The organism is Streptomyces sp. NPDC088746 (genome assembly GCF_044751065.1).
Taxonomy (GTDB): Bacteria; Actinomycetota; Actinomycetes; order Streptomycetales; family Streptomycetaceae; genus Streptomyces.
This window is the reverse complement of record NZ_JBIVLA010000003.1, coordinates 21,058-45,655: the sequence shown is the minus strand read 5'-3', so window position 1 is coordinate 45,655 and position 24,598 is coordinate 21,058. Positions and strand designations below refer to the sequence as shown.

The following is a 24,598-nucleotide window of genomic DNA, read 5'->3' as shown; positions in this document are numbered from 1 at the left end:
GCTCGATGCGTCAGAACGCATACGTAGCAGTCGCACCCGCGCAGCCTCACACCCGGGATCTCAGCACGTCGACCTCACACCCCGGCGCGAACGGGTCAAAACCATGCTCGATCAGCCAGCGAACTGCCAGCAGGCTTCGCAACGACCACCACGCGTGGATCACGTCGAGGTCGATGTCGGTGCCATAGCCGGCGAGCACGTCGTCGAGGTGCTCTTGGTGTCCGAGCGTGAAGGTGGCGAGGTCGTACAGAGCATCACCCAGGCCCGCCTCGGACCAGTCGATAATGCCCGTCACCTCGTCGCCGTCGACGAAGACGTGCGCGATCTGCAGGTCGCCGTGCGTGAACGCCGGAGTCCACGGCCGGAGCGCGGCCTCGGCGACCCGGCGGTTACGGATGACCAGGTCAGCGGGCAGGAGGCCGTTCGTCACGAGCAACTCGCACTCGTCGTCGAGTTCCGCCGCCAGCGCGACGATGCTCCGCCCGGCCCGGCCGGGGCGGGGCGGCAGGGGCGCGTCGTGAAGCTTCCGGATGGCGGAGCCCGCCGCGGCCCACGCCGTTGACGCCCCGGTCGACGGCCCGCCGAGGCGCCCAAGCGTCGCCCCGGGGAGCGCAGCGATCGCGAGCACGGGCGGCTTGCGCCACAGGACCTCCGGGGTCGGGACCGGCGCGAGGGACATCGCCTCGACCTCGACGTCGATACGCGCCTGATCGGCGTCCACCTTCAGGAACACGTCGCCGACGCGCAGGGTTGCGCGCTCGGAATGGGCGGCGACGACTTTGACCTCATCCATGGGCGACCAGTATCCCGGAGGTGATCGCCGACGTCGCCAGATTTATCGAATGCGATTACGCAGCTGACCGCGTCCCGCTACCCGACAGCCTCCTGCTCGACACTGACCCTTGACCAGGTCAAGCCCACTACTTTTGTTAGGAGTCCTAACCCCGACACCGTGCCGGAGGGCGAGCGCTTGAAGCTCAAGTCCGTCCCGCGCCGACGACCTGCCAAGCCTCCACGCCTTCGTCAACGGCCTCGAACGAGATCATGCCGCCGTCACCGCCGGCCTCATACCGCTCTGGAGCTCCGGCGTCGGCAAAGCCACGTCAACCGGGGCAAAATGATCAAACGCCGGATGTACGTCCTGGCCGGCTTCGGCCTCTCGCGGAAACGAGCCCTGCTGGCATCCTGACGGAAGAGTCACGAGCTCTGCTGGAGCCGCTCCGCAGCCTGAGCAGGGGTGTCGTAGTAGCCAGGCCGAGCCAGCAGGACCGAGCTGAAGTAGTAACCCTGCTCTTCTTCTGGCTCGTCGTCCGCCGCGAACGGGCGCCAGAAGCTCAGGAGCAGGTCAGAGGCGACGAAGGACGCTGGATCGTCAGGGTCTGCCTCGATCGAGGTGTACTCGCCCATGCGTTGCACCAGCTCGCGGGCCGGGAGCGCGAACACGTCCAGGCCCCGGAAGACGACTCGGTCCGTCTGAGTCGAAGGCCTCCCGATCTCGATGGCTTCGAGCATGTCTCGCGTGCAGTGGATGCTGATCATCAGTCCACTGGGACGGAAGACGTGCTGCCCCGGACGGTCGGACGCCGAGACCGCGGAGGGATCGCGGAGCGAGTCCAGCGCCGCGATGGCCGATTGCCGAGTCATCCCGATCCGCAACGGGCCGATGCCGGTTGGTGGGGCGAGGTCGAAGTCCATGCGGGCATGATCCCAAACAGGTCTGTCAGCGAGTCACGAAGGGCCATCCAGTCCCGACAAATTACATAGCGTGACCGCTCCACAGAAGTTGGACCAGAGTCGAAACTCGTGAACATCACCCGCCGTGGATCTTGGTGCCTCCCAAACCCGTGAACAACGGGCGGCACTACTCGTGAATAGAGCCAGGGGGTCGACCGGCCGTCCGGGTCGAGGCTCGTACGACCGTAGGAGGGGCGGCCTGCCCGGGGTGCGGTTGCTGGTCGGGGCGAATCCATGGCTTCCGGCGGTGGTGCACTGCCCTCGTTGTCCCGGGGGCCACGGGGTTGTCGGTGGCGGGAACTACAGTCGCCGGTGTGACGGATGATGAGCTTCGAGAAATGCTGGTTTCCTTTCGTACGCGGGCAGTTGAGGAGGGGTACCCGTGGGAGGACATAGACCCGCTACCGGCCGAAGAGGTGGACCGGTGGATCGGCCACGTCCGGCCTTGCGCGGTCCTCACCGGTGGCGGAGACGGGCCGGTCGCGGGCAGGTTCGGCGGGCCGCTGCTGCTGCCCCCCGTGGTCCCGGACCCTGAGCACCCACTCCTCGCGTCCATCGACTTCGCCGCGCTGCCGAAAGGGCGCGACGGACCTCCCTCTGCCGCCCGACGGCCGCCTGCTGCTCTTTGCCTCACTCGATGAAACGGACGGCGACGGCAACTGCGGCCAGGCCATTTATGTTCCGGCCGGCACACCGGTGGAGGAACGCGACAAGAACACTTGGAACGGCTACCCCGGCGATGACCACTACCAGAAGATCGTCGATTCCTACCCGCAGGGCGAGTTGAGAGCCAGAACCGAACCGGACCTGCCGTATCACTCACTTCCCGGGTTTCCGCACGCTGACGAGCTGGTCACTGTCTGGTGCGACGCCTCTGACAGAAGAGGGCATCTGCAGATCGGCGGGATACGCGGACCAGGAGGACTCCGACCCGGACCCGTTGGAAAATGTCGCGAGCTGCGCAGTCCGCCAGGCGAAGCGGGGGCGTTGGGGCGGCGATGGGCCGGTGTCGGGCGCCGTCGAGGACTGGGTGCTGCTGGCCCACTGGAACCCGGACATCAGTAATCGGGAAGGCGCGGACGTGCAGTGGGGAATCCAGCGCGCGGACCTGGAGGCCCGTCGGTTCGACCGTACCTTCGGCACCGTCTATTGGAATCCCTGACCGGGCCCGGTGGATGGCGTTTCTGGAATATGTGGGGTGTGCGCCGGGGTGGGTACCCGAGGACCGCTCAACCTTCGATGAGAATCACGCAACCTCCGCTGCGACACTTCTGTCGTCTGCCATGCCGAGGTCAGTGGTTCTGCCATGTGGTGTGTCAGTAGCCGTCGGCGTCGGCCAGTATGGCGGCGGTGCCGTCCTCGGCGCGGACCAGGAGGTCGGAGCCAGGCCGTGTTTTGGGTTGCGGCTCCGTAGTGGCTCCTGAGCCGTGATCTTGGCCCTGTGGGGCGTGGGGAAACGTGCGGGCGAGCAGTGGTCAGTGTTGGAGTCGGTGTTGCTGCCTGCGGCGGGCGTGAGCCGTAGACCGGAGAACCGGCGGCGGTTGGTCGATGGGGTGCGGTGGCGTTGCGAACTGGTTCGCCGTGGCGTGATCTTCCGCCCGAGTACGGGCCTTGGCAGACGGCGTACGGGCTGTTCCGCCGCTGTCAACGCCAGGGTGCCTGGGCGCGGGTGCTGACGTTGTTGCAGGCGAGGCCGGACACGGCAGGGCTCATCACGTGGGAGGTGAGTGTCGACTCGATGGTCTGCCAGGACCCACCAGCACGCGGCCGGCGCACGGCGGGACGAGACCAAGCAGAAGGAGCCGCCTGGCGGAGTCGTCCGCGAGCCGGACGCGACAGCCACGCGCAGAACAGCCAGGCCCGACGCCCACCGAGGCGGGGCCGGCCTCTCCCCAGTCGCACTGCAGCCAGCGGCCCGGCTCGGGAACCCACGGCCGGCCTGCCGCGTAGACACAGGCGTCCACGCGGCAGACCCGTAACTGTGGGAGCGGGCACATGTACGGCACTTCACCGTTCGTACGGTGTGAGTTGAAGTCGGCGCGGCGCTCCTCACACCACTGGCGGAAGGTGCCCGGTTCGGTGAACGGTTAGAACCCGTAATTGAACCTCTCTCACGGGGCTGCTGAAGCCGGATGAGGTTGGTGCCCCGTGGACGACGGCTCATGTGCCACGTGCGGCGCCCGAGTGGAGGCGGCCTGCTTGACGAGGCGCCATGGAGATCGGCCCGCTCCGGACCGCCCGCTCGCCGGGACCGATCGAGGGCCGCTTGCCAAGCAGGCCCGCACGCTGCGTGCTAGCCACCTCTTGGACCTGTTCAGATGCAGATCACGATCTTCCCTCGGGTGCGTCCGCGCTCGGCGTGCGCGTGGGCCTCGGCGATCCGCTTCAGGGGGTATGTCTGTTCGATACGGGGTGTGTAGCGGCCCTGCCCGCCCAGTTCCGCCGCCGCGGACAGGAGAACGGAATCGTTTTCCGCGTTGACCACATGCGTGCCCAGGCGCTGTCCGCCCGCGTGGTCGGCGACCGTCGCGACGCGCTTCGGGTCACCTGTGATCGCGACGAGGTCATCCAGCGATCCGGAGGCCGCGGTGTCGAGCACGATGTCGACGCCGTGCGGAGCGAGGGTGGTGAGGCGCTGCGCGAGGCAGGGGCCGTAGGTGGCGGGAACGGCGCCGAGTGCGGTGAGGAACTCGTGGTTGCGTTCACTGGCTGTCCCGATCACAGTGGCACCTTGCGCTACCGCGATCTCGACCGCCGCGCTGCCCACGCCTCCGGCGGCGCCCTCGACGAGAAGCGTGCGTCCCGCGACGGAGCCGAGCGCGTCGAGTCCACGCATCGCGGTCACTGACGCGAGACCGGCACCAGCGGCCTGCTCGTCGTTCCAGGTGGCGGGGGTGTGCGCCCAGGCCGAGAGGATGAACAGCTCTGCGGTCGCCCCGGTGACACCGCCCAGTCCGAAGACACGGTCGCCGATGCTCACCCCCTGCACCCCGTCGCCGATCTCGTCGACCACACCGGCGCCGTCGCGCCCGGGAATGGCGGGCAGTTCCAGGGGAATCAGCTGGTGCAGGGCGCCGGCGCGCAGCTTCCAGTCGATGGGATTGACGCTGGCCGCCGCGACACGGACACGGATTTCACCGGGCCCGGGGTGGGGGTCGGGGGCCTGCTCGATCACCAGGTTCTTCGCTCCGCCGTATTCGTGGAACCGGGCTGCGCGCATAATGGTCTGCCTTACTTTGACGGGCTGGAATGACGTGTACCTTCGACGCTCGTCACTCTAGAACCTGACGTTGACGTGAGGTGCAAGCCGCAACTGCCGTCCGGCCGGAGGAGGGCAGACGCGGCTGGGTGAGTTTGCCGGGGGGCCTGCGCCGGTACGAGCGATCACGCCGCCCGTCACGGTCGACACCCCTGCTCCCTCGGGCGGGCTCGCCGACCCCGGCACGCTGCGAGGACTGCCGTGCGTACGTGAATTGTGTGAACCCCCTCGGGTCCGCCACCGGTCATGATCGATCTCGGTGCCGGTAACGGTTCAATAAGCCCCCAGGGCTGCCCCGGGAGCCGGTATTGCTAGCCTTAACCTGACGTCAATGTGAGGTATGAGCGGGAAGGGAGTGACCTGCGGCATGCGCATCGGACAGCTTGCCAGGCGGTCAGGGGTCAGCGTGCGGGCCCTGCGCTACTACGAGGAGCAGCGGCTCCTTGAGTCGGCGCGGACGTCCGGTGGGCAGCGTGACTATCCCGACGAGGCTCTGGAGCGGGTCCAGCTCATCCAGGATCTTTTCGCAGCCGGCCTCTCCAGCCGTACCGTCGTCGAACTCCTGCCGTGCGTGAGCACCGGCGTCGCGACCCCCGCCATGCTCGACCAGCTCATCATCGAACGCGACCGCATCGCCGCACGTATCCAGGACCTGACCCGGGCCAAGACCAAACTCGGCCGCGTGATCGAGAATGTGACCGCGGCGAACGTGGTGCAGAACTGATCAACCCGCTTCGAGGGGTGGGGTTCCGAGCTCTCCGACATCTACCGGTCGCTGGCCGGCCCGGGGAAGCCCCGGGCGTAATCGCAGGACATCGAAACAGCGTTCGGCGCTCTCGCTACCCCGGACACACGCCGGGCAGCGGCGACAGGGCAGGTCGCGGCTGATCACGGTGCCAGCACACCGTAGGGCCGGTCAGCCGAAATATCTCCGACCGGACAAGGTCCACGGGCGGATAGCAAGGGTCGTCCGGGCGGCCTGCGGCTGGATCGACCACGCCATCGATGCCGGAGAGGTGGACATGTGACTTCCTGGGGCCACCGGTCTGAATTCGTATGGCCGCTTACCTGGACTTCGCCATGGCCACTCTCAGATGCGTTGCTCTGCGTCTGGGTACGGAGGGGATTGTGTCCCGGGGGCTCTGCACCCACACCCCTATCGGCCCCGACCAGCCGGGGCTTTCCGTGCGTGCGGCTGTCGGCCGGTCGTCAGATCCTCTGGGGTCTCGTTCAGGCCTTGTGACCAGAAGTGATCTTCTGGTGACGTGTTGTCAGTGGCGGCTGCTTTGATGGATCTGCTGCGCAAGGGGGCGCGGCTTGGTGGGGGAGGGGGTTCGTTGTGCCGTGGGTGAGACCGTACGTGCGCAGGGACGGAACGAGGGTGAAGGGTCATTCCCGGTGGGCCGCGGGTGGGCGCCGGGAGATGTCGGTCGTAGTCATGGTCGGGCTGGCGGTGGTCGTGCTGGGCAATCCCTCGAGCTCGGCCGAGGGCCCGGACAAGACGCCCAGACCGGGGTCGACCGCGGTGTACCCAGTCACGTTCCCCGGGACGCAGAAGTCGACGACCAGGCCGAGACCTCAGCCGACCGTGTCGTACCCGATCAAGTTTCCTGAGCCGCGAAAAGCTCCGGCGCGGCCGGCGCCGCGGTCCACGGTGGCGTACCCGATCCCGTGGGACAGGAGTGGGCGATGACCGCCCGCCGCCGACCCGTCGGGCCACGCGGACGGCCCCGGTCACGTAAGCGTAAGCAGGCTTACACCGGTGGCGAGGTGCTCGTCGGCGTCGTCGCCATCGTGGGGGTGGTCTCCGCACTGATGAACTGGCTCGCCGCCCACCCCTGGGTCCTGCCCCTTATCCCGCTGACGGCGGTAGCCGGAGCTTTCCTCTGGTTCCGGCTCCGCGTACAGGACGAGCGGCAACGACAGGCACGGGCCAGGGCCCTCAGGTACCCGATAGCCAGTCTGGACCAGCTGCATCACCGCCAGTTCGAGCACGCGATACGGGACTTGATGCTCCGCGACGGCTGCCCGGACGCCGCCCAGGTCGGCGGCGCCGGCGACAACGGCGCGGACGTCAAGGCCACCGACCCCTACGGCCGCCGCTGGGTCATCCAGTGCAAACACCGCCGCGCCGGCCTCGCCGGAGCAGCCGTCGGAACACCGGACCTGCACGTCCTGAACGGCACCGGACGCCCCGTACACCAGGGCGACGTCATCGTCCTGGTCACCAACGGCCGCTTCACCAAACCGGCCACCGACTTCGCCAGATCCCAGCGACTGCACCTGGTCGACCGGCACACCCTGGCCGCATGGGCCGCAGGCTCACGCCCGCTCTGGGAGCTCCTGCGGGCAGTGCCGCCTCCCCGCAGGCCGACCTCGCTCTCGTGAGGAGCTGCTCTCCGGCTCCTTCCGCTGGGGCTCAGTGAGTCGACTCGTAAGGCACGAGGCCAAGCAGACCGGATGAAGGCTGAGCGGCGACGCTGAAGACGAGTGCGTGGAGTGCCGAGTCGGTGGGCAGCCCGGGGCACCGATTACGTCGGGAGACGTCGCCGCCACGGCCCCAGCGACCGGGGGCGTCGGCCCGGGTCTTGTAGTCGGCGCGACTGTCGGCCCGAACTGGCCACGGGCTGTACTCGGCATGGCGCCGACGGCGTGTTCCGGTGGCGTGTCAGTGGGTCGGAGTTGATCGGTGGGTTCTCCACCAGCTGCCAGGAACATGCGCCTGATTCGTCATTGAACGTGTTCAGTAATGGCCCTAGGGTGGCGCTGAATGCCCGCGGATGCTTGTAGCGCGACCTGCGTGGGCAGGGCACGGTCGGGTCGGGGGTCGAGATGGCGCAACTGTCAGGCAGACGTGAGGCCAACCAAGTGGGGGCAGCGCCGTCGTCGGTATCGATGGCTGTGCTGTGTGTGGTCATTGCCGCGTTGGCACTGGCGTGCACCGGACGGCTCGCCGGTGTCCCGACGGGAGGCGCGCTGCTCCCTCTCACGCTGGTGGTTGGGTTGCCGGCGCTGTTGGGTGCGAGTGCGCTGCTGACGGCCGCATACATCCTGCCGACTGTGGCCTTGGGGCATTGGTTCGGGCGGCTCGCAGGCCACGGGAGGAAGTGGTGGTGGGTGGCGGTCAGCACAGTGCTGGGCCTTCTGCCCGTAGCAGGCTTGCCCACGATATTCCGAATGTCGCAGAGCGGGAACCATGAGTGGCGACAACTCGCCGTGGACGGGCTGCTGTTTGCGGGTGTGCTGTGGGCCGCTTCGGCACCGGCTTCCTTTGCCGTCCACATGACCGTGCTGCGGGAAGACGCAGGACGTCCGGTCCGGCCAGTTGGGGGCATCCTCCTCTGGGGTGCCCTGGGGTTGTCCATCGAACTCAGCGCGTTGTTGGCATACCTCTGAGCCGTCGCCGAACCAGTGTCCGGGCTGCGTTCCGATCGGGAGCGAGGAGAAGCCCACCGGCAGACTCAGAAGTGTCCAGCGACTTGTACCAGGAGCTCGCTGCCCGCTACAACGGTGGTCCCTCCTGGCAGGATGGGAGCGCCAGGCTTACGGCCGCGGCTTTGACGAGAACCTGGACGAAGCAAGGAGTGCTCTCAGCTGACCGGCGCGCTGCGGGGGCCGTAGGGCGTGCTCCTCATTCTCGCGAAGCTCACTCTGTTCCCCGTGGTGCGGCGATCCCTCAGCCGTTGGTGGCTGGCACCGCCGCTGATTTTCCTCGTAGCGGGCTTGGCGCGTCTGCAGTACATCGAGTACGCCTACCCGGTTGGGCCCGGTGGCTGAGGGCGCAACAGCCCCATGCGCCGCGGACCGAGGCACGATCGCCAGAAACCAAGGAGGCGTCTGCGTCCTGTCGCCTCGGTGCAGCCTGCGTCTCAGGTCTTCTCGGGCAGCTGGGCGGCCAGCTCCCGTAGGCCGGTCAGTACCTCGTCGGCGGTGGGTGCGGACTCCGGATCGGTGAGGTGCTGCATCATCAGGCCGCTGACGAGAGCGAGCTGTACTGAGCCGATGGTGCGGATCGTCTCTTCGGGAAGCTCTGCTTCGGCGGTTCCGGTGACCTCCCGCGCCATGCCACTGCGGCCCTGCCGCAGCCCGGTGGCCATCTGCTCACGAAGTTCCGGATCGCGCTGCGCGCGCAGGACGGTCTCGAGGTTGGCGATCCAGAAGGTCTTGTTGGCTGAGAACGCCTCGATCAGGCGGTGCCAGAGCACGCCGAGGTCGGTGTCGCCCGACGGCGGCCCGAACGCCTGGTCTCCCGAGTCGAGTGCCTCGAAGAGCGCCTGGTTGAGCAGCGCCTCCTTCGAGCCGAAGTGATAGCCGATGGCCGCCATGCTGACGCCAGCCGCGGAGGCGAGGTCGCGGACCGTCGTGCGCTCGTACCCCTTCGCGAAGAGGCACTCTCTGGCCGCCTCCAGCAGCTTCTCCCTGTTCCCCATGAAGCAGACCCTAGCAGCGAAGCGCACGTTTGCATCAGGCGAACGCCTTGGGCAAACGTCTTGCGCATTTGCCCAAATCTTCCCTACCGTTCTGGGCACCGAACCTCACACAGCCTCAGGAGCCCGGATGAGCATCAGAAAGACCCATGTCGTGGCCTTCGCAGCAGCCACCCTCTCCGTGACGCTCGCCGCCACGGTGATCGCGACCGGCCTGGCCTCTGCGCACCCCGGCGGCCAGGTCGCCCCCACCCGGGTCATGACCGCCGAAGGCCCGGTGCGGGGCACGGCCGCCGGGTCCGTGCGGACGTTCCAGGGCATCCCCTATGCGGCCCCGCCGACGGGAGAACGCAGATGGAAGGAGCCGCAGCCGGTGCGCCCCTGGTCGTCGCTGCTGGACGCCGGTGCACCGAAGGGAGCGTGCGCGCAGCCGACCGATCAACCCATTTCAATCGAAGGCGGCGGCACGGAGGACTGCCTCTACCTCAACGTCACGACTCCGGACACGAGTACGGAACGACTGCCGGTCATCGTCTGGATTCACGGCGGTAGCTTCACCTACGGTGACGGCGCCACCTATCGAGCAGCCAAGCTCGCTGCCGCGCGGCAGGGCGCGGTGGTCGTGACGATCAACTACCGGCTCGGGGCGTTCGGCTTCCTCACCGCGCCCGGCCTGCAAGCACCGGCCAACCTCGGCCTTCTCGACCAGCAAGCCGCGCTGAGATGGGTCAACCGCAACGCCCGCGCCTTCGGCGGTGACCCCAGCAACGTCACGATCATGGGGCAGTCGGGAGGGGGCTTCAGCGTCTGCGCCCAACTGGTCTCGCCCGGCGCCCGTGGGTTGTTCAGCAAGGCGATCGTGCAGAGCGCGGGCTGCGTCGGACCGGACGGCTCGTTCACCCGCAAGCAGGCGGAGGCCGGCGGGCTCGCAGTCGCTGGGGCCGCGCTCTGCAAGGATCCGCGTGCCGTCGACTCGTGCCTGCGGAGCAGGTCCACCGCCGAGCTCATGAAGGCTGCCGTCTCCGGGCACGACGGGTACCGGCCCGTGGTGGACGGCAAGGTGCTGCCCGAGGCCCCGTCACGTGCGATAGTCGCCGGGCGGTTCGCCCGGGTACCCGTGCTGCACGGCACCACTCACGACGAGATGAGCGGACTCGCCGGGATGCACGAGCTGACGACAGGGCAGCCGCTGACCGCCGAGGGCTACGCCGAGAAGGTGACCGATCAGTTCGGGAAGGACGCCTCTGCGGTCCTGGCCGAGTACCCGGCCGCGGAGTACCCGGCACCCGGAGCAGCGCTGTCGGCCGTGCTGACCGATTCCGAGTGGTCGACTGCGGCGCTCGACACCCAACGCGCGATGGCCCGTCACACTCGCGTCTACGCCTACGACTTCGCCGAAGCGCACGCCCCGTACTTCAAGAACGTTCCCCGCCCGACGAGTTTCCCGCTCGGCACCGGCCACATGACGGACTTGGCCTACCTCTTCGAAAACGACCTGTTCGAGCCACTCGACACCACGCAGGCCGCACTGTCGGACATGGTGATCGCCTACTGGAGCCGGTTCGCGGCCACCGGTCAGGTGAACGGAGAAGGCCTGCCCTTGTGGAAGCAGTTCACGAACCGAGGCTCCTACCTGCAACGGCTGGCGTCCGACCGGATCGGCTACACCGACTTCGCGGCCGAACACCACTACGCCTTCTGGAAGGCGCTCCCCCCACGCGGTGAGGAGAAGAACTCCTGACGGAGCACGCGACGATGCCGTGACGCCGCAACGGCATCGTCGCAACCGCGCCAGGTCGTACGACTCGAACGGCAACGTGGAGACCGCCTCCGACGCCATGGGGGTCGACGGCAGCGGTGCGAAACCTCACGACGTACGGCTGGGACGGTCGCAACAACCTCACCTCGGCCAAGCCCCGACCGGGGCCACGTCCACCGCGACCGGCCACCCCTACCTGCCAGGGCTTCCAGGGGCAGCGCTGTAAGGCCACGACGAAGATGACCTCGGCGAAGTCGGTGTCCACCACCTTCGCCTACGACGCCCAGGGCAACCTCAAGACGGTCAACGTCCTCGCCCCGCTGGGCACCACGACGTATACCTACGACGCGCTCGGCCGCACCGAAACCGTCAAGGAGCCCCGCGGCGTCACAGTCACCTACACCTACGACAACCGCGAACGCGTCACCAAGATCGACAGCTCCAACTACCGCGACGGTCACCTACTCGTACGACGTCGCCGGCAACCTCAAGCAGCGTTCGGACAGCACCGGCGTCATCAAGTACGACTTCGCCCCGCTCCCGGGAGACCGTGCGGACGCTGCAAGACGGCTCGCACACCGTCCTCACCTAACCCCGCCGGAAACGTCGACACCTACCAGGACCCGGCCGGTCTCACGGACTACACCTGGAACGAGGTGAACAAGCGCAAGTCGCTCAAGGACCCCAAAGGCAAGATCACCTCGTAGGAGTACGACAAGAATGACTTCGGGAAGACGACCACCTACCCGGGCAACACCATCCAGACGGTCACCCCGGACAAGTCGGGCCGCCCGGAAAGATCGAGGCCACCTCGCCCAAGGGAACCTGGTCGACCTCACCTACTCCTACCGCAACGGACCAAGGACGGCGGCAAGATCCGCACCAGGACAGATGCGGTCGGGCTTGAGTTCTTCGCCGCCTGCCGTGACCTGCGGGCCTCGCATTACGGCAAGCGAGACCGCCCGTGACGAAGTGCCCCCGCACCCGCGGGGGAGGCGTCGCGCGCGGCACGAACAAGGTCCTCGCCGAGTGCTCCGGGCCTCTGCGGGGATGGCCCCTCTGCTCGGCGCTACGTTCAGCGCCTGCGCGTCTGCGAACGCTCGGGGCCGGCCCCGCCCCCGAGCTGCCGGCTGAAGGTGAGTAGAGGTTCTGCGCAGCCCGGCCCGGCGCAGGAACTCCACGGCGTCGTAGTCCTCGTAGGTGAGCCCGGCGATCCGCCCACAGGGGGTGTGGCGGTCCGGATGGCGGGCTGCTACCCAGGCTGCCGGGTTTCGCGGAACCGGCAGGACAGGATGCCTCTCTGCCAGCCGAGGGCGCTGAGGAGTTCGTTGCATGCCTCTCGCAGGAGCGGCAGGCTTTGGCGCAGACGCGGCAGTGCTCGTGCATGTTCGCGTGCTGTCCGCATTAGTCGGCGCACGCCTTTCAGGCCCTGGCGCACGCTTGCAGGATCGCGGCGGTGATGTTCGGGTCGTAGCCGGTGCGCCGGGGAAGCACCGCGGCCGTCGCGGTGGAGATGTCGGCGCAGCCCATGCCCAGGCGACGCACTCCTTGATGCAGCGGGTGAGTTTGGCCTGGTCGATGTCGCCGAGATCAGCCAGGTGGTGGCGAGCATGTCCTTGTCGTGCTGGACTTCGGCGTGCCTCCTGAACGCCCGGGTTCGGCGGATCCGGGTCGGCCGCCTGTAAAACCTCAGGTACATCTCCAGCTGACGCCCCTCCATGCGAACGCGCCCGGCCGCACCGTGAAGGGTGCAGCCGGGCGCGCTGCCGAGAGATGGGTCAGTGGTAGGCATGGACGACGGCGTGGCCCTTGCCGCGGCCGATCATCCACTTGTTGACCGGCGTCGTGATCACGAAAGCCACGGCGAAGCCGCCCAGCAGCGCCGTCCAGAACAGCGCGTCAGACAGTTCGGCGTCCATCGCCCCGGGCGTCAGGGCAATGATGCCGTTGTCGACGAGCTCCATCACCGCGATCGATACGGTATCCGCGGCCAGCGCGACTTTGACCGCACTCTTCCAGCCCAGGCCGGCTCGCCGGACCGCGAAGAGGGTGAAGGAGTATCCGAAGACGAACGCCAGGGTGATCGCCAGGATCATCGTCTGGATATTGCCCCACATCAGGGTGGTACCGATGGCCATACCGAGAATCTCACCGATGGCACAGCCTGTCAGGCAGTGCAACGTCGCCTTCGCCGCCGTCCCCCAGGACGCATTCCCGAGCCCGTGGCCGCGGTGCGCCCGGTGCTCGGCGTGGTCGTGAGCGGTACCGGTGTGGTGTGAGCTGTGATCCATGACCGTCAACCCCAGTCCCGTCCATTGTCACTCGCTTCCCGCGGACTCACAGGACAACGATATACCCCTCGGGGGTATTCCGTGGGGAGGGATCCGGGGGATCCCAGCAAAGGGCAAGGGGGTGTGCCGGGCCACGCGAACCGGCACACCCCCTTGCCGGGTGGGCCAGCTCTTGCCGAGCAGGCTGGTCATCGTGGCGATCTCGGCGGTCTGCGAGGTGATGAGGAGTGGGCGATGCGGAACGTGAGCGATCTCGGCAGCAAAGCGCACGCGATCCACATCACCGCGGACACCTTGGCCGATCGGTTCCAGGTCGCCGTGGCCAAGGAGTTCGGTGACCGTAACCTGTACCGGGCTGGCGCGGGACTGACGGACATCGCCTTCCAGAAGGTCATGCCTCACTTGATCGAAAGTACTCCACTGGGGCGCATACCCGCGCTCGCAGATTCCGTCCGGCCGATCGTGGACGACGCCGGTGAGCCGGTCGGCCGCTACATAGACCCCCGATCCTGGACGGCACGCAGCTACGAGGCGGTCACCGGCGCCAAGAACCTGTATAAGGAAGGCGTGCGGCTGGCCTCCGACCCGATCGAGTACGGGACGGAGAAGATTCACGGGAAGATCGACCAGGCACGGGAGTCAGCCGGTGCTGCGCTTGGCCGCCTCTCCGACGTCAACCCGTTTGGATAACGCCGTGGACAATACGACGCACACGTTCCTGGTCTCCAGGGTCAACCCCGTTCCCGTGCCGGCACCGCGACCGGCTCACCTGCCGCCCGATGCAGACATGACCGTAACGATCCGGCTGTCCACAGTGCCGCGCTCCGAGGCCGCCCCGCTCGCACGGGTGTTACCTCCCGCGCCGACGAATACTCCGGTCGTCGGGCACCCGCCCCGCCATTCTGGATACATCACGGACCGGACTACAGCCTGTGGTGTTCGGTGCGCCCCATCGCCCCGGACGTCTACGAGGTCTGCGCGGCCGATGGCACCTCCGTAGCACGCGTCGACCGCCGCGCCGCCCGCATCCTGCCCTGGCCGCCCCGGCGCGTCCGGTGGTCGGCGCTGCTCACCGGCCCGCAACAGTCGGTGACAGGTCCGGTTGGCACCTGGTACGCATGGCTGCTCTATGTGGTGACCGCTCCGATCTGGTTCCTCTTCGCGCTGTGCGTGATGGTCTATTCGCTCTTCGACGGCACTGCGGACGACTGCAACTTCTGGAGTCCGGCCCGAACCCGCTGGTGCACCGCGGGCGCGGGTACGCTCTTGGACTATCGGCGACTCAGCAAGAACTATCGCTACGTCGCCCCGAGCCTGGACAACCGCGTTGCGTACGCCTTGGCGGTCCTCCGGAGCTGGGACCAGGAGGGCTGAGTACAGTCGAATGACCGGCCAGCACCGCAACCCTCACGTCGTTCAGCAAAGCCAAACTGGTCGTAAGGGGCTTGGTGGCTACGTAGGTGAGATGTAGGAACGAATATCGGTGAGTGCTGGCAGCGGTTTTCGCCCGAGAGGCTCGGGAATGTCGGTCAGAAGTAGAAACGGCTGGGCGGTCAGACATCGATTTGACGCATCCACCACGGCAGACCTGTGGCTGCGAAGGGATTGTTGAGTGTGCGCCGGAGTTTGTTGTCGTCTGCGGGCCCGATAGCTGCGGCAAGTTCGCGTCGTGCCTCGGTCCTCAGCGCATGGAGCGTGATTTCCAGCAGGGTGCGGACGTGGTAGATGCCGTTGCGGAGGTCGATGTCATCGTATTCGTAGAACCGATCCGTCTTCTCGCGTGGCCGTCGGGCAACGTCATTCCACCGGTGAGGTCTCGGACCGACTACTCGGGGGCCTCGAACACCAGTCGCCGCACTTCTGCCGCAAGAGAGGGAACCGGCTTCCCCGGCGGCAGGACCGGGGCAAGCGCCTGGAAGACGGCGCGTACGCGCGCGTCGGTGTAGCTGTGGATGTCCTCCGTCGCCTTCAGCCACACCCCTCCTCCGGGGAGGGGCGCGACCTCGGTGAACGTGTCGTCGGCCGCCGCCAGGGCCTGCGGTCCGCCCAGGGCCGCCGTGACCCCCGGGGAACAGACCGTCAACCACGAGTAACCGCGGAGCGTGGATTCCAGCTCCGGAAGGGTGTCCTCCAGCAGCAGGCCGAGACCGTCTTCGAGCGCGGTCCGGCCCGAGACGTACTCCGCGTCGTCGCAGATGGCCGCGTAGAGGGGGATGATGTGCGATGTCTCCGCCTCGGCGAGCTGCTCGCGCAGGAGTTCCTCCCAGCGGGTCTGGGCGGGGCGCGCCGTGGTGTGGTTCTCGAACTCTTCCGCCGTGCGAACGGCGACGAGCGAGACGACATCCGGTGTCTCGTTCTCCCGGATGACGAAGACCTCCAACCAGGGCTCCCCCGGCTGGCCCTCCCCGTCGAGGAGAGCCAGCTGGATTCCCGCCTGGACGGGCATGTTGCCCAGCTCCCGCTGAAACGTGCGGTGGTTCTCGGGCGACCAGTGCGTCTCGACCTCCTTCCAGCGGCCTCTGGTCTCCGTGTCGTACCGCAAGGAGGCCCACAGGGTGCCGGGGGCCCCGCACGGCCCTGTTCCATCGTGCGCGAGTGCCTGTTCCGTGAGGTCCAGGTCCTCGTGGAAGGTGTCGCCGAGCGGTCCGGCGAGAGCACGGACCGCCCGGGTGAACCAACTCGAGACGAGGTCGCGGTAGGCCTCGCCGTCGGCGGGGCAAGGCAGGTTGATCTCGGCTCGTAGGGTCGAGTTCAACCGGATGGCCTGCTCCGCCGACATGCTGTGCTCCTTCATCGGTTGCCGCGCGCGAGTCGATCGCGCGCGATGGGGAAAGGTTACTCCGGGCCGATTTCTACACCGGGCTCAGGAACAGAGCCACGAGCAGGGCCAGGCCCGCTCCCGCCGACCCCATCGTCGTGGCGTCGGGGGACGAGGCGCTCCCCCAGTCGAAGTCCCAGTCCACGTCACTGCCGCTGTGCGGATTGGGGAGGGCCGGCGAGGTGCCCGGCGCCGAGGTCGCACCCGGAAGGGGCTGGTAGGGATCGGCCGGCTGGGGTACCCGCTCGGGGACCGGCTCGGCCACCGGCTCAGGATTGGGCTCCGGGTTCGGCTCCTTCTTCCTCAACTTTTCCACGGTGTAGAGCTCGATGCCGGCCGCGCCCTTCTTGGTCGAGGAACGCACGGTGATGAGCTCGTTGTTCAGCAGGCTGAGCCCCTTTTGCGAGTACTCGAACTTGAAGCCCGCTCTGACAGGCCGCTTGTCGCCCTCGGCGCGCAGCTGCTTGGTCAGGTACTTGAGGTAGTTGGCGAGCTGTCGCGGGCCCTGTGCCTCAGCCGAGGGGCTCTTGGACTTGCGGTTCGCGCTCTCCTTCTGCTTGATCTCCCAGACGTACACGGCGTCGTCGGTCCAGTAGATGAGGTCGGCGTATCCGGTGTTCTTGTCCTTGTCATTCTTCTTGTTGATGGTTCCGTAGGAGCCGTGCCTGATGGCGTTGTTCTTGCGGCCCGTGGTGACGCGGCCCTTCCCGCCGTTGTTGGCGACGTCGTAGTGGACCACGGCCCAGGCGCGCATCATGACGGCGGCGTTGTGCCGGGCGTTGAGGATGGTGCGCCAGAAGTTCTTGAACCCGGAGAGCCCGAAGAAGAGCCCGGATGGGTCGCTGTAGGCGATGGGGTTGTTGACGCTGTAGCTGTAGCCGTTGAGGCTCTGCGGCAGGTACGGGGCGGCCAGGGCGTCCGGTGAGAGGAACCGGCCCAGGGCGGGGTCGTAGAGCCGCGCGCCCATGATGACCAGGCCGGTGGAGTCGTCCTCGGTCTTGCCCGTGAAGCCCCGGTCCGTCCCGGTGGGCAACGAGGTTGCGCCGCGCTGCTCACCGAAGGGCAGGTAGCGGCGCCGGATGACTACCCCGTTGGCCTGCGCGATGACGAGCTGGGTGGAGTTCTGGGTCTCCGACATCAGCCACATGAGCTGGCCGGTCGCGGTGCCGTCAGCGACGCGCATGGCGATCGCGGTGCCCTCCACGGCGTAGTACCGGGTGGCCTTGGGGCCGCCGGTGCCGGAGTGGATTTCCTGGCCGTCGAGGTAGAGGACCTTTTCGTTCTTGCCGGTGCGCAGAAGGATCTTGCCCTCGACGTCGTAGACGTAGGTCGAGACCTCGTCGCCGGTGGTCTTCTTCTGCGTGACCTTGGTCAGCCGGTGCTCGGCGTCCCAGGCCAGGACCGAGGAGACTCCGCCCACGGTTCGGCTGGTGAGGTCACCGGTTTCGTTGTAGCCGTAGGTGTCCTTGCCACTCGGCGTGGTGACCTCGCTGACGGCGTGCGGCCGGGCCTGGTCGGGGGCGTACGTCTTCTCGTCGGCGCTGTAGCCGGGGTACTTGTAGTCCCGGGTGGTCGACCCGGTGGCGGTGGTCGCGGTCAGCGACTGGAGGTTTCCCAGCTGGTCGTAGGCGTACTGCTGCTGGTAGGGGTCGGGTCCGGCGAAGTCGGACGTGGGGGTGGTGCCGCAGGCGGTCGCGGTCGTCGTCCAGGCCGCCGAGAGGCGGGAGAGGTCGTCGTAGCCGAAGCACTCCTGCTGGCCGGTGGTGTTGTCGCGCAGTGAGGTGGTGACGCCGGCGTTGTCGCGGGCGTAGACGTCTTCCTGGACACGCTTGGTGGCGGTGCCCGTGCGGGTGTCGGTGGTGACGCTCTTGAGCCAGCCGGTGGCGTTGGCGTCGTCGTAGGTGAAGACGCGGGTCGCGCTGGTGCCGGTGCCGACCTTGCCGTACGAGCGGGAGGTGAGGCGTCCCAGGTCGTCGTAGCCCGCCCCGGCGAGGTAGGTCGCCAGCGGGCTGGACAGGGTGTCGGCGTCGCCCGCCGCGGTGAACGACGTGGTCACCGTCTCGGCCGGGAGTCCGGCGACGGCGGGGTAGTCGACCGACGTCGTCTGGTCGTTGGCGTCGTAGTGGTAGGTGAAGGTGTAGCTGCCCTGGAGGCCGTTGCCGTCGGTGGGGATCACGGTCGTCTTCGCCGTGGCCCGGCCGCGGGCGTCGTAACCGTCGATGCGGGAGGTGTAGGCCTGCCCGTTCGCGTAGGACGTGGAGGAAGCGAGCAATCCCTTTCCGCCGGGGGCGGTGTCGTAGGCCCAGGAACTGAGCGTGCCGGTGGCTGACTTGAGGGACGTCTGGCGGCCGAGGTTGTCGTAGCCGTGTGTGATGACGTTCTTGGCGGCGTCGGTGACCGTCTCGATGTTGCCGTTGGGGTCGAAGGTGGTGGTGGTCTGGCCGCTGTCCTTGTCGTCGCTGACGGTGCGCTCGCCAACCCAGTTGTACGTGTAGTGGCTGAGCGTGTTGCCCCGCGCATCGTGCACGTACTTCAGGTCGCCCTTGCGGGTGTACTCGTACGTCGTCGTGGGCGAGGTGGCGCCGATGTGCTCGACGACCTTGACGATGTTCCCGTTGAGGTCCTTGTAGGTGTCCTTGGGTGTCCCGGTCGGCGGGAAGACGGTGGTCAGGTCGGCTCCACCGTAGCGGGTGACCGTCTTGTTCTGCGGCTGAGGAACGCCCTTGGCCATGAGCTGGGACAGTGTGGTGCGGCCGGCCCAGTCGACCTGGAGGTCGTTGTAGGCGGGCAGGGACGCGACGGTCGGGTTGACCATGCCGGAGTCGACGGACTTGTCGTTGTAGAAGGCGCCCGAGGTGCCGGCGACGTTCCCGGACGAGTCGTAGCGGGTGACCTGGACGGCGCGACCGGTGCCCGAGGGCGCCGGGTGCTGGGTCTCGCGGGTGCGCCCGAGGCCGTCCACGTAGGCGACGGTCTTCAGGTACGTGGTGCCGGCCTGCAGGGTCTCGCTCGTCACCCTGGCAGGCGATCCGGTGGCGACGCCTGGCACGCCGGTGGCCGACGTGGCGACGGGGACGTCATAGGAGAACCGCATGGACGGGGTGCCGTCCGGATAGTTCGCGGCCTCGGTCGGCTTGAAGACCTTGATCGTGCGGCCCAGTGCGTCGAGGGTGACGCGGGTGGTGTTGCCGTTGGCGTCGACCGTCTTCCACGGTGCGCCGAAGTACCGCGAGAGGTACGTCGTCGCGGACTGGGCCGTGAGCGGGCCGGTGCCGTCCGGGTCAGGTCCGGTGACCTTGATGCCGTCCACCGGCCAGGAGGTGGCGGGGGTGTATCCGGTCGTGGTGGCGTTCTTCTTGCCGTCCCACGAGGTGGTGACGCGGCCCGCTTGGTCGTAGACGGCGGTGGAGGAGCGGTAGTGCGTCGCGTCGGTGTAGCTGCGCGCCTCGGTGGCGTTGCCGTCGGTCAGCTTGGTGTCGTTCTCGGTGAGCGACGTGGCGTTGTCGTAGAAGGTGGTCTTGGCGGAGTCCTGGTGCAGCGCCGGGTTCCCGGCGGCCTGGTCCTCGGCCTGGGTGGTGCAGGACACGCTGTAGTGGCGTTCCTCGTCCGGGTACACCATCCAGCGGCGTGTGCCGGTACCGTCGAGCTGCTCGGTGTTGTAGGCGCGGCCGAACTCGGTGCACGTATTGTCGGAGACGTTCGTCTCGCCCCAGTCGTCCACGCGCATGGGGAGGCCGAAGGTGGTGCTGGCGGCCTCCTTGTCGTCGTACTCGTTCTCGACGATGTGCTCGCGCCAGGTGGCCAGGGCGTCGGTCGAGGAGTGCACGCGCTCGAGGGTGCGCGTCTTCGACTCTCTCACGAGGCGGGCGTCGGGAAGCCCGGTGTACTGGGCGGTGTTGTGGGTCCAGTAGTCGTGCCACTCCCGCCTCTGCGAGGCGCCCTCGTTGTCACGCTGGGACGTCTCCAGCGTCTTCCCGGCCAGCCAGGCGTGGTCGGTGGACTGGGCGCCCTCGGAGTCGGTGACTTGGACAGCGCGGGTCTTGGCCGGGTCGGCCTTGTCCGTGCGGTCGCCGTCGAGCCCCCGGTAGAACCAGTGGTACGTGGAATGCTTGTTGGTATTGGCGCCGGTGGTGACCAGGACCTTGCCGTAGCCGCGCCACTCCGACCAGGTCTCGTCCTCGTCCTTGGTCAGCGGGTCGGCGGTGAAGCGCCAGCCGGGCGCGCCATCGTATTCGTAGGTGCTGGTCATCGCCGGTGCGCCGTCGCTCCCGTCACCAGGATCCACGACGACCTTGGTGACGACGAATTTCTTGAACCAGCCCGTCTTGGCTTCTTCGGCGCCCTCGGGGGTCCACTTCTGCCAGAAGCACTCGTACGTGTTGTCGGACTGGGTCGGCAGGCGCGCGGCGTCGCACTGCCGGTCGATCGTCCCGTCCTCGTCGGTCGCGTGGCCGTAGGTGACCGCGACGGTGGAGCCGAGGTCGGTGTAGACCTTGTTGATGCGGCGGAAGTTGAGCAGCGAGGAGCCGACCTGGTTGTCGAGGTACTCGCCGTTGAAGTTGATGGTGGGCAGTGTGATGTCGTCGCCCGAGTAGCCGCGCCGCTGGATGTAGTCCAGCCACAGCGTGCCGTCGATGACCCCCTCGGGGTTGGTCAGGGCATACTTCATCTGGTACTGCGTCACCACGTCCCACGCGGCGCTGTCGTTGTCGCGGACGTAGGTGTTGATGTCCCAGAGCATGCTGCGCTGGAAGAACGTGGGGTAGTACGTCTTGCCGGCGCACGACTCCCCGTCGTCGGGGCCGTCGCAGATGAGGTCGACGGGCACGTCGGGGTAGGACGCCGGTTTCGCGTCGATCGTCGGGCATTCAGGGGTGGCGTTGTTCAGCGGGTCTTTCTCGGCCATCCGCTCCACGCAGCGGTTGACGTGCTGGAACTTCACCATGGCCGGAAGCTGCGCGCCGGGGATCTGCGAGGACCAGCCGTACTCGACGCGCTCCAGGTAGGATGCGCTGTCGTAGCCGCGGGCCTTGTCGGCGGCCGCGACGGAGCGGTAGTAGTTGCGCTCCTTGGCGTAGAAGTAAGAGTTCTCCACCTCGTTGGGCGTCACCTCGCGGTCCAGGTTCCAGCGCCAGGCCTGCTGGCAGGGGCTGGGGTAGGAGGCGTGGCAGGGCTCGCCTTCGTCGTCACCGATGACGGGCGCGGTCAGGACCGAGTTGGTCCTGGGGTTGGCGCCGTCGGAGTTCTTGCGCTCGGCCCGGCCCCAGCCGAAGTAGTTGCGCGTGCCGTCCTGGTGGGTGACGACCCAGAACTCGTCGGTGTTGTCGGAACCGTAGCCGCCGTTGAGTTTCTGGACGCGCCAGCCCGGGTCGTCCTGGAGGTGGAAGCTTCCGGTGCCGGTGTCGTCCTGGATCAGTTCGGAGGTCACACCGCCGATGTTGATCACGTAGACGGCCCCGTTGGGGTCCTTGGTGGAGTTGGGCGAGTCCCAGCAGAGGTCACCGAAGGTGGGGTGACCGTCCTGGGTGCAGTTCCTGTAGCGCCGTTCGATGTAGCCGACGTTGAGGTCCCAGCCCATGCCGACCCACGACGACTGGTTGTTGGACGTGGAGGTACGGCCGTCCACCGACTGGGAGTTGTAGTTGAGGGACAGGCTGGGTGCCTCGCCCACGGGCGGGTCGGGCACCTCGATGGGAACCGAGTAGGTGAACGCGCCGGAGCCCAGGGAGACGTCCCATTTGCCGGTGGGCGAGAGGGTGCTGGCCCGGTAGTCGCCCTTGTCCGAGGACGAGCCGGAGGTGAGCGCGTACACGGAGGGCTGGGAGACGGCTGCCATGCCGGAGATCTGCGCTACGTTCGGCGAAGCCTCGACGGTGGCACGCAGCGTCCCGGCCGCGGTGTCGATCGTCGCCTCGACGTACTCGGCCTGGCGGCACCAGGCGGCCTCCGGGGTCGTCGCGGCGCAGGCGGGCAGCTTCACCAAGCGCAAGCGGGAGGCGAAGTTGCCCCCGTAGGCGTGGGCGAAGCCGGAGTAGTCGATGGCGACGTCGACCGCTCCCGCAATGGCCGCCTCGTCGCGGCGGGACACCTGGAGGGCGAGGCCGAGGCCGCCGACGGCCTCGGTGCGGTGGCGGTCGAGGACCCGGACGTCGACCTTGGAGACGGGCGTGGCCACGCCGGCGCCCGGGGCGATCGGCGCTGTCCTGGCGGCCCCGCCGCGGTGGGCGGTCACGGAGACGACGGAGACCTTGGCCGGCGTGCTCGCGCTCAGGTCTACGGTGGCCGTCTTCGCGGCGGGCCACGTCACCTCGGGGGCCTTGGTCATCGAAGGCTCGGCGGCCTCGGGAACCGGCGGTTTCAGCGGACGGGCCGCCACGGAGGGTTCGGACCCGTCAGGCAGAGCTGCTGCATCGGGGCTGAGCATGAACACCGAAAGCAGCCCTGCCACCAGGCACTTGGCTGTCACTGCGGCCACGCCGCGGGATGGTATGGGTCTCAAGGGGGTTTTGTCCTCGGGAACGTAGGAAGCACTTGCCGAGTGAGGTCACCGGCAGAGGGCCAAGGGGTAGGTGCTGTGCGTGGAGGCGTGTCCGAGGGGCGGGTGTCGAGCGGCGCTCTCCGGGAGAACAGGCCTGGTACCGGTACGGGCAGGGCCCGGCGGACACCGGCTGCCCCGCGATACACGTGGACGAAGGCATGCGACGGCGTAGCCCGGCCTTCGGCGGCTACTGGTCTGGTGGCCGGGCCACGGGCCGACGCACCGCGTCGACGTACGGGAACCGGCGGGTGTCGGTGCCGGGTCAGTCGTCAGGGGTCGTCTTCACGCCCTTGCACGCGTCGGTGTTGTCGGCGGTGCCGGGGACCGCGGCCGCCTTCGCCGCGTTGAAGTTCGCGACGTAGGCGTCGTGGTGGGTGGAATCGTCGATCTTGAGGAGGGCCTCGTCGTTCTCGCGCAGGGCCGGGCCCGAGTAGTTGTGGCTGCCGGTCCAGACGAGTTTGTTGACCACGCCGTCGTACTTGCCGTCAATGAGCAGGTACTTGGAGTGGATCACCGAGTTGGTGGTGGAGGGGACGTTGTCCTCGTCGTGGTTGTAGCAGCGAAGCGCCGGCCCGCCCGTGGCGTGCAGGGCCTCCCAGGTGCCGGGCGTCCCGGAGCCGGCGGCACTGTCGGTCTCGGCGTAGAGCACGTCGACCGAGCAGCCCGCCTTCTGCAGTGCGGTCAGCTTCTCGGCGACGCCCTGGCGGGTGAGCCGCAGCACCGCGACCCGGATCTTCGTCTGCTTGGTCGTGCTGCCCTCGGTCCACTTGCAGGTGACGTTGTCGAGCGTGTTCCACACGGTGTCCAGCGAGTTGCCCGACCCTGGGTAGGGGAAGAAGTAGGCCTTGAAGGGAGCGTGGGTGACCGAGGTGTACTTCCACGCCTTCCAGTCCATGGCGACGAGCTTGTCGAAGTAGCTCGCGTACGTCCCGTACATCGCGGGGTTGAACGGCAGGACGAAGGCGTTGTTCCACATGCGGGTGTAGCCCGAGGGCGACATGTTTGACGAGCTCTGCACGACGAGGTCCGAAGCCCCGTCGACCTGGGAGAAGAGCCAGAACTTGTTGTGGTTGATGCCGTTGCTCGACAGAGCGTCGGGGTCGCCGAGGCAGGACCGCTTGGCGGGGCAGAGTCCGACGAAGGACGACTGGGTACGGTCCGTGCCCAGCGCGTTCGCGAGGATCTCGTACGAGCTGTCGGTGGGGATCACGCTGGTCGAGTCGAGCATGATCCGCACGTTCACCTGGCGGAGCGTGTGGGCGTCCGCGAGGGCCTGGGCCACCTCCTCGTCGTACAGGTGGTACAGGGCCACCTTGATGTCCGACTGCGGGGCCGCGGTGGTGATGTAGGAGAGCAGTTGCGTACGGATCGCACGCTGCTCCTCGTACGTGCCCGTGGGCTTGTTGAAGACCGGCCCCTCGGCCACGGCCGCGGCCGCCTCCCCGGCGCTCCCGAGGTGTATTCCGGCAGTCAGCAGGAGCGTGCTCACGGCCGCGCCCAGAATGCGGGATCTCCGTCGCGTGGTGGCTTGCATCGATTCCCCTCCCCGGTCAAGCCCGCGCCGGAGCACCAGGCCTGACACACTGTTTAAGTGAACGGCACATGACACGTGCCGGGAACGGATCTTGTCAGACGGAACGAACCACCGCAGCACCGGGCTGGAGGCCGGGGCCGAGACCGTACGGGGATCGGCACCACTCCGTGGCCTGGTAGGGCCGCCCACCCATGACGGCCGGGGAGGTTGCCGTCAGGTGGTCGAGGCGGCCATAGGG

General features: G+C 67.7%; 17 protein-coding genes. 9 read left to right on the top strand and 8 right to left on the bottom strand.

Annotated elements, in window-relative coordinates:
• Window positions 1–46: 46 nt before the first annotated feature.
• Complete coding sequence (locus ACIP63_RS14635; protein WP_401515258.1) at window positions 47–793, bottom strand: phosphotransferase family protein; 747 nt, start codon at window positions 791–793, stop codon at window positions 47–49.
• Between the two features lie 404 nt (window positions 794–1,197).
• Entirely contained in the window at window positions 1,198–1,695 is a 498-nt protein-coding gene (locus tag ACIP63_RS14630) for a hypothetical protein (RefSeq protein ID WP_401515255.1), read from the bottom strand.
• 1,045 nt (window positions 1,696–2,740) lie between these two features.
• On the opposite strand from ACIP63_RS14630, the gene ACIP63_RS14625 reads away from it, so the two are divergent.
• Window positions 2,741–2,896, top strand: a complete 156-nt coding sequence (locus tag ACIP63_RS14625; RefSeq protein ID WP_401515252.1) for a hypothetical protein — start codon at window positions 2,741–2,743, stop codon at window positions 2,894–2,896.
• Window positions 2,897–3,292: 396 nt separating this feature from the next.
• Window positions 3,293–3,766, top strand: a complete 474-nt coding sequence (locus tag ACIP63_RS14620; RefSeq protein ID WP_401515249.1) for a transposase — start codon at window positions 3,293–3,295, stop codon at window positions 3,764–3,766.
• 282 nt (window positions 3,767–4,048) lie between these two features.
• Here ACIP63_RS14620 and ACIP63_RS14615 read toward each other — a convergent pair whose 3' ends face one another.
• On the bottom strand, window positions 4,049–4,954 hold the full coding sequence (locus ACIP63_RS14615) for an NADP-dependent oxidoreductase (RefSeq protein ID WP_401515247.1): 906 nt from the start codon (window positions 4,952–4,954) through the stop codon (window positions 4,049–4,051).
• A 406-nt stretch (window positions 4,955–5,360) separates the two neighbouring features.
• On the opposite strand from ACIP63_RS14615, the gene ACIP63_RS14610 reads away from it, so the two are divergent.
• The 3 genes from ACIP63_RS14610 to ACIP63_RS14600 all read left to right on the top strand — a co-directional run bounded on the left by ACIP63_RS14610 (window position 5,361) and on the right by ACIP63_RS14600 (window position 8,389).
• Window positions 5,361–5,717: a MerR family transcriptional regulator gene (locus ACIP63_RS14610; RefSeq protein ID WP_401515244.1), complete on the top strand. Its 357-nt coding sequence runs from the start codon at window positions 5,361–5,363 to the stop codon at window positions 5,715–5,717.
• Window positions 5,718–6,682: 965 nt separating this feature from the next.
• Window positions 6,683–7,381 carry a restriction endonuclease gene (locus ACIP63_RS14605; RefSeq protein ID WP_401515241.1) on the top strand — a complete coding sequence of 233 codons (699 nt, stop codon included), beginning with the start codon at window positions 6,683–6,685 and terminating at the stop codon, window positions 7,379–7,381.
• 444 nt (window positions 7,382–7,825) lie between these two features.
• The gene (locus ACIP63_RS14600; RefSeq protein WP_401515238.1) at window positions 7,826–8,389 is read left to right on the top strand and encodes a hypothetical protein; all 564 of its coding nucleotides are present in this window, start codon (window positions 7,826–7,828) and stop codon (window positions 8,387–8,389) included.
• A 473-nt stretch (window positions 8,390–8,862) separates the two neighbouring features.
• Here the strand turns inward: ACIP63_RS14600 and ACIP63_RS14595 are convergent, their stop codons facing one another.
• Window positions 8,863–9,423, bottom strand: a complete 561-nt coding sequence (locus tag ACIP63_RS14595) for a TetR/AcrR family transcriptional regulator (protein WP_401515235.1) — start codon at window positions 9,421–9,423, stop codon at window positions 8,863–8,865.
• 127 nt (window positions 9,424–9,550) lie between these two features.
• On the opposite strand from ACIP63_RS14595, the gene ACIP63_RS14590 reads away from it, so the two are divergent.
• Together ACIP63_RS14590 and ACIP63_RS14585 are read left to right on the top strand one after the other, a co-directional pair.
• Entirely contained in the window at window positions 9,551–11,161 is a 1,611-nt protein-coding gene (locus tag ACIP63_RS14590; RefSeq protein ID WP_401515232.1) for a carboxylesterase/lipase family protein, read from the top strand.
• 257 nt (window positions 11,162–11,418) lie between these two features.
• Complete coding sequence (locus ACIP63_RS14585; protein WP_401515230.1) at window positions 11,419–11,886, top strand: hypothetical protein; 468 nt, start codon at window positions 11,419–11,421, stop codon at window positions 11,884–11,886.
• 1,071 nt (window positions 11,887–12,957) lie between these two features.
• Here ACIP63_RS14585 and ACIP63_RS14580 read toward each other — a convergent pair.
• Window positions 12,958–13,470 (bottom strand): DUF4396 domain-containing protein, encoded by a 513-nt coding sequence (locus ACIP63_RS14580; RefSeq protein WP_401515227.1) that lies wholly within the window; start codon window positions 13,468–13,470, stop codon window positions 12,958–12,960.
• Window positions 13,471–13,704: 234 nt separating this feature from the next.
• Between ACIP63_RS14580 and ACIP63_RS14575 the strand changes: the two genes are divergently transcribed.
• Both ACIP63_RS14575 and ACIP63_RS14570 read left to right on the top strand, forming a co-directional pair.
• Window positions 13,705–14,160, top strand: coding sequence for a hypothetical protein (locus tag ACIP63_RS14575; protein ID WP_401515224.1), 456 nt, complete (start codon window positions 13,705–13,707; stop codon window positions 14,158–14,160).
• A gap of 252 nt (window positions 14,161–14,412) precedes the next feature.
• Window positions 14,413–14,844, top strand: coding sequence for a hypothetical protein (locus ACIP63_RS14570; protein ID WP_401515221.1), 432 nt, complete (start codon window positions 14,413–14,415; stop codon window positions 14,842–14,844).
• A 451-nt stretch (window positions 14,845–15,295) separates the two neighbouring features.
• Here the strand turns inward: ACIP63_RS14570 and ACIP63_RS14565 are convergent, their stop codons facing one another.
• The 3 genes from ACIP63_RS14565 to ACIP63_RS14555 all read right to left on the bottom strand — a co-directional run bounded on the left by ACIP63_RS14565 (window position 15,296) and on the right by ACIP63_RS14555 (window position 24,315).
• On the bottom strand, window positions 15,296–16,249 hold the full coding sequence (locus tag ACIP63_RS14565) for a hypothetical protein (RefSeq protein ID WP_401515218.1): 954 nt from the start codon (window positions 16,247–16,249) through the stop codon (window positions 15,296–15,298).
• Between the two features lie 73 nt (window positions 16,250–16,322).
• Entirely contained in the window at window positions 16,323–22,763 is a 6,441-nt protein-coding gene (locus tag ACIP63_RS14560) for an RHS repeat-associated core domain-containing protein (protein WP_401515215.1), read from the bottom strand.
• Between the two features lie 325 nt (window positions 22,764–23,088).
• On the bottom strand, window positions 23,089–24,315 hold the full coding sequence (locus ACIP63_RS14555) for a phospholipase D-like domain-containing protein (protein ID WP_401515213.1): 1,227 nt from the start codon (window positions 24,313–24,315) through the stop codon (window positions 23,089–23,091).
• Between the last annotated feature and the right edge of the window lie 283 nt (window positions 24,316–24,598).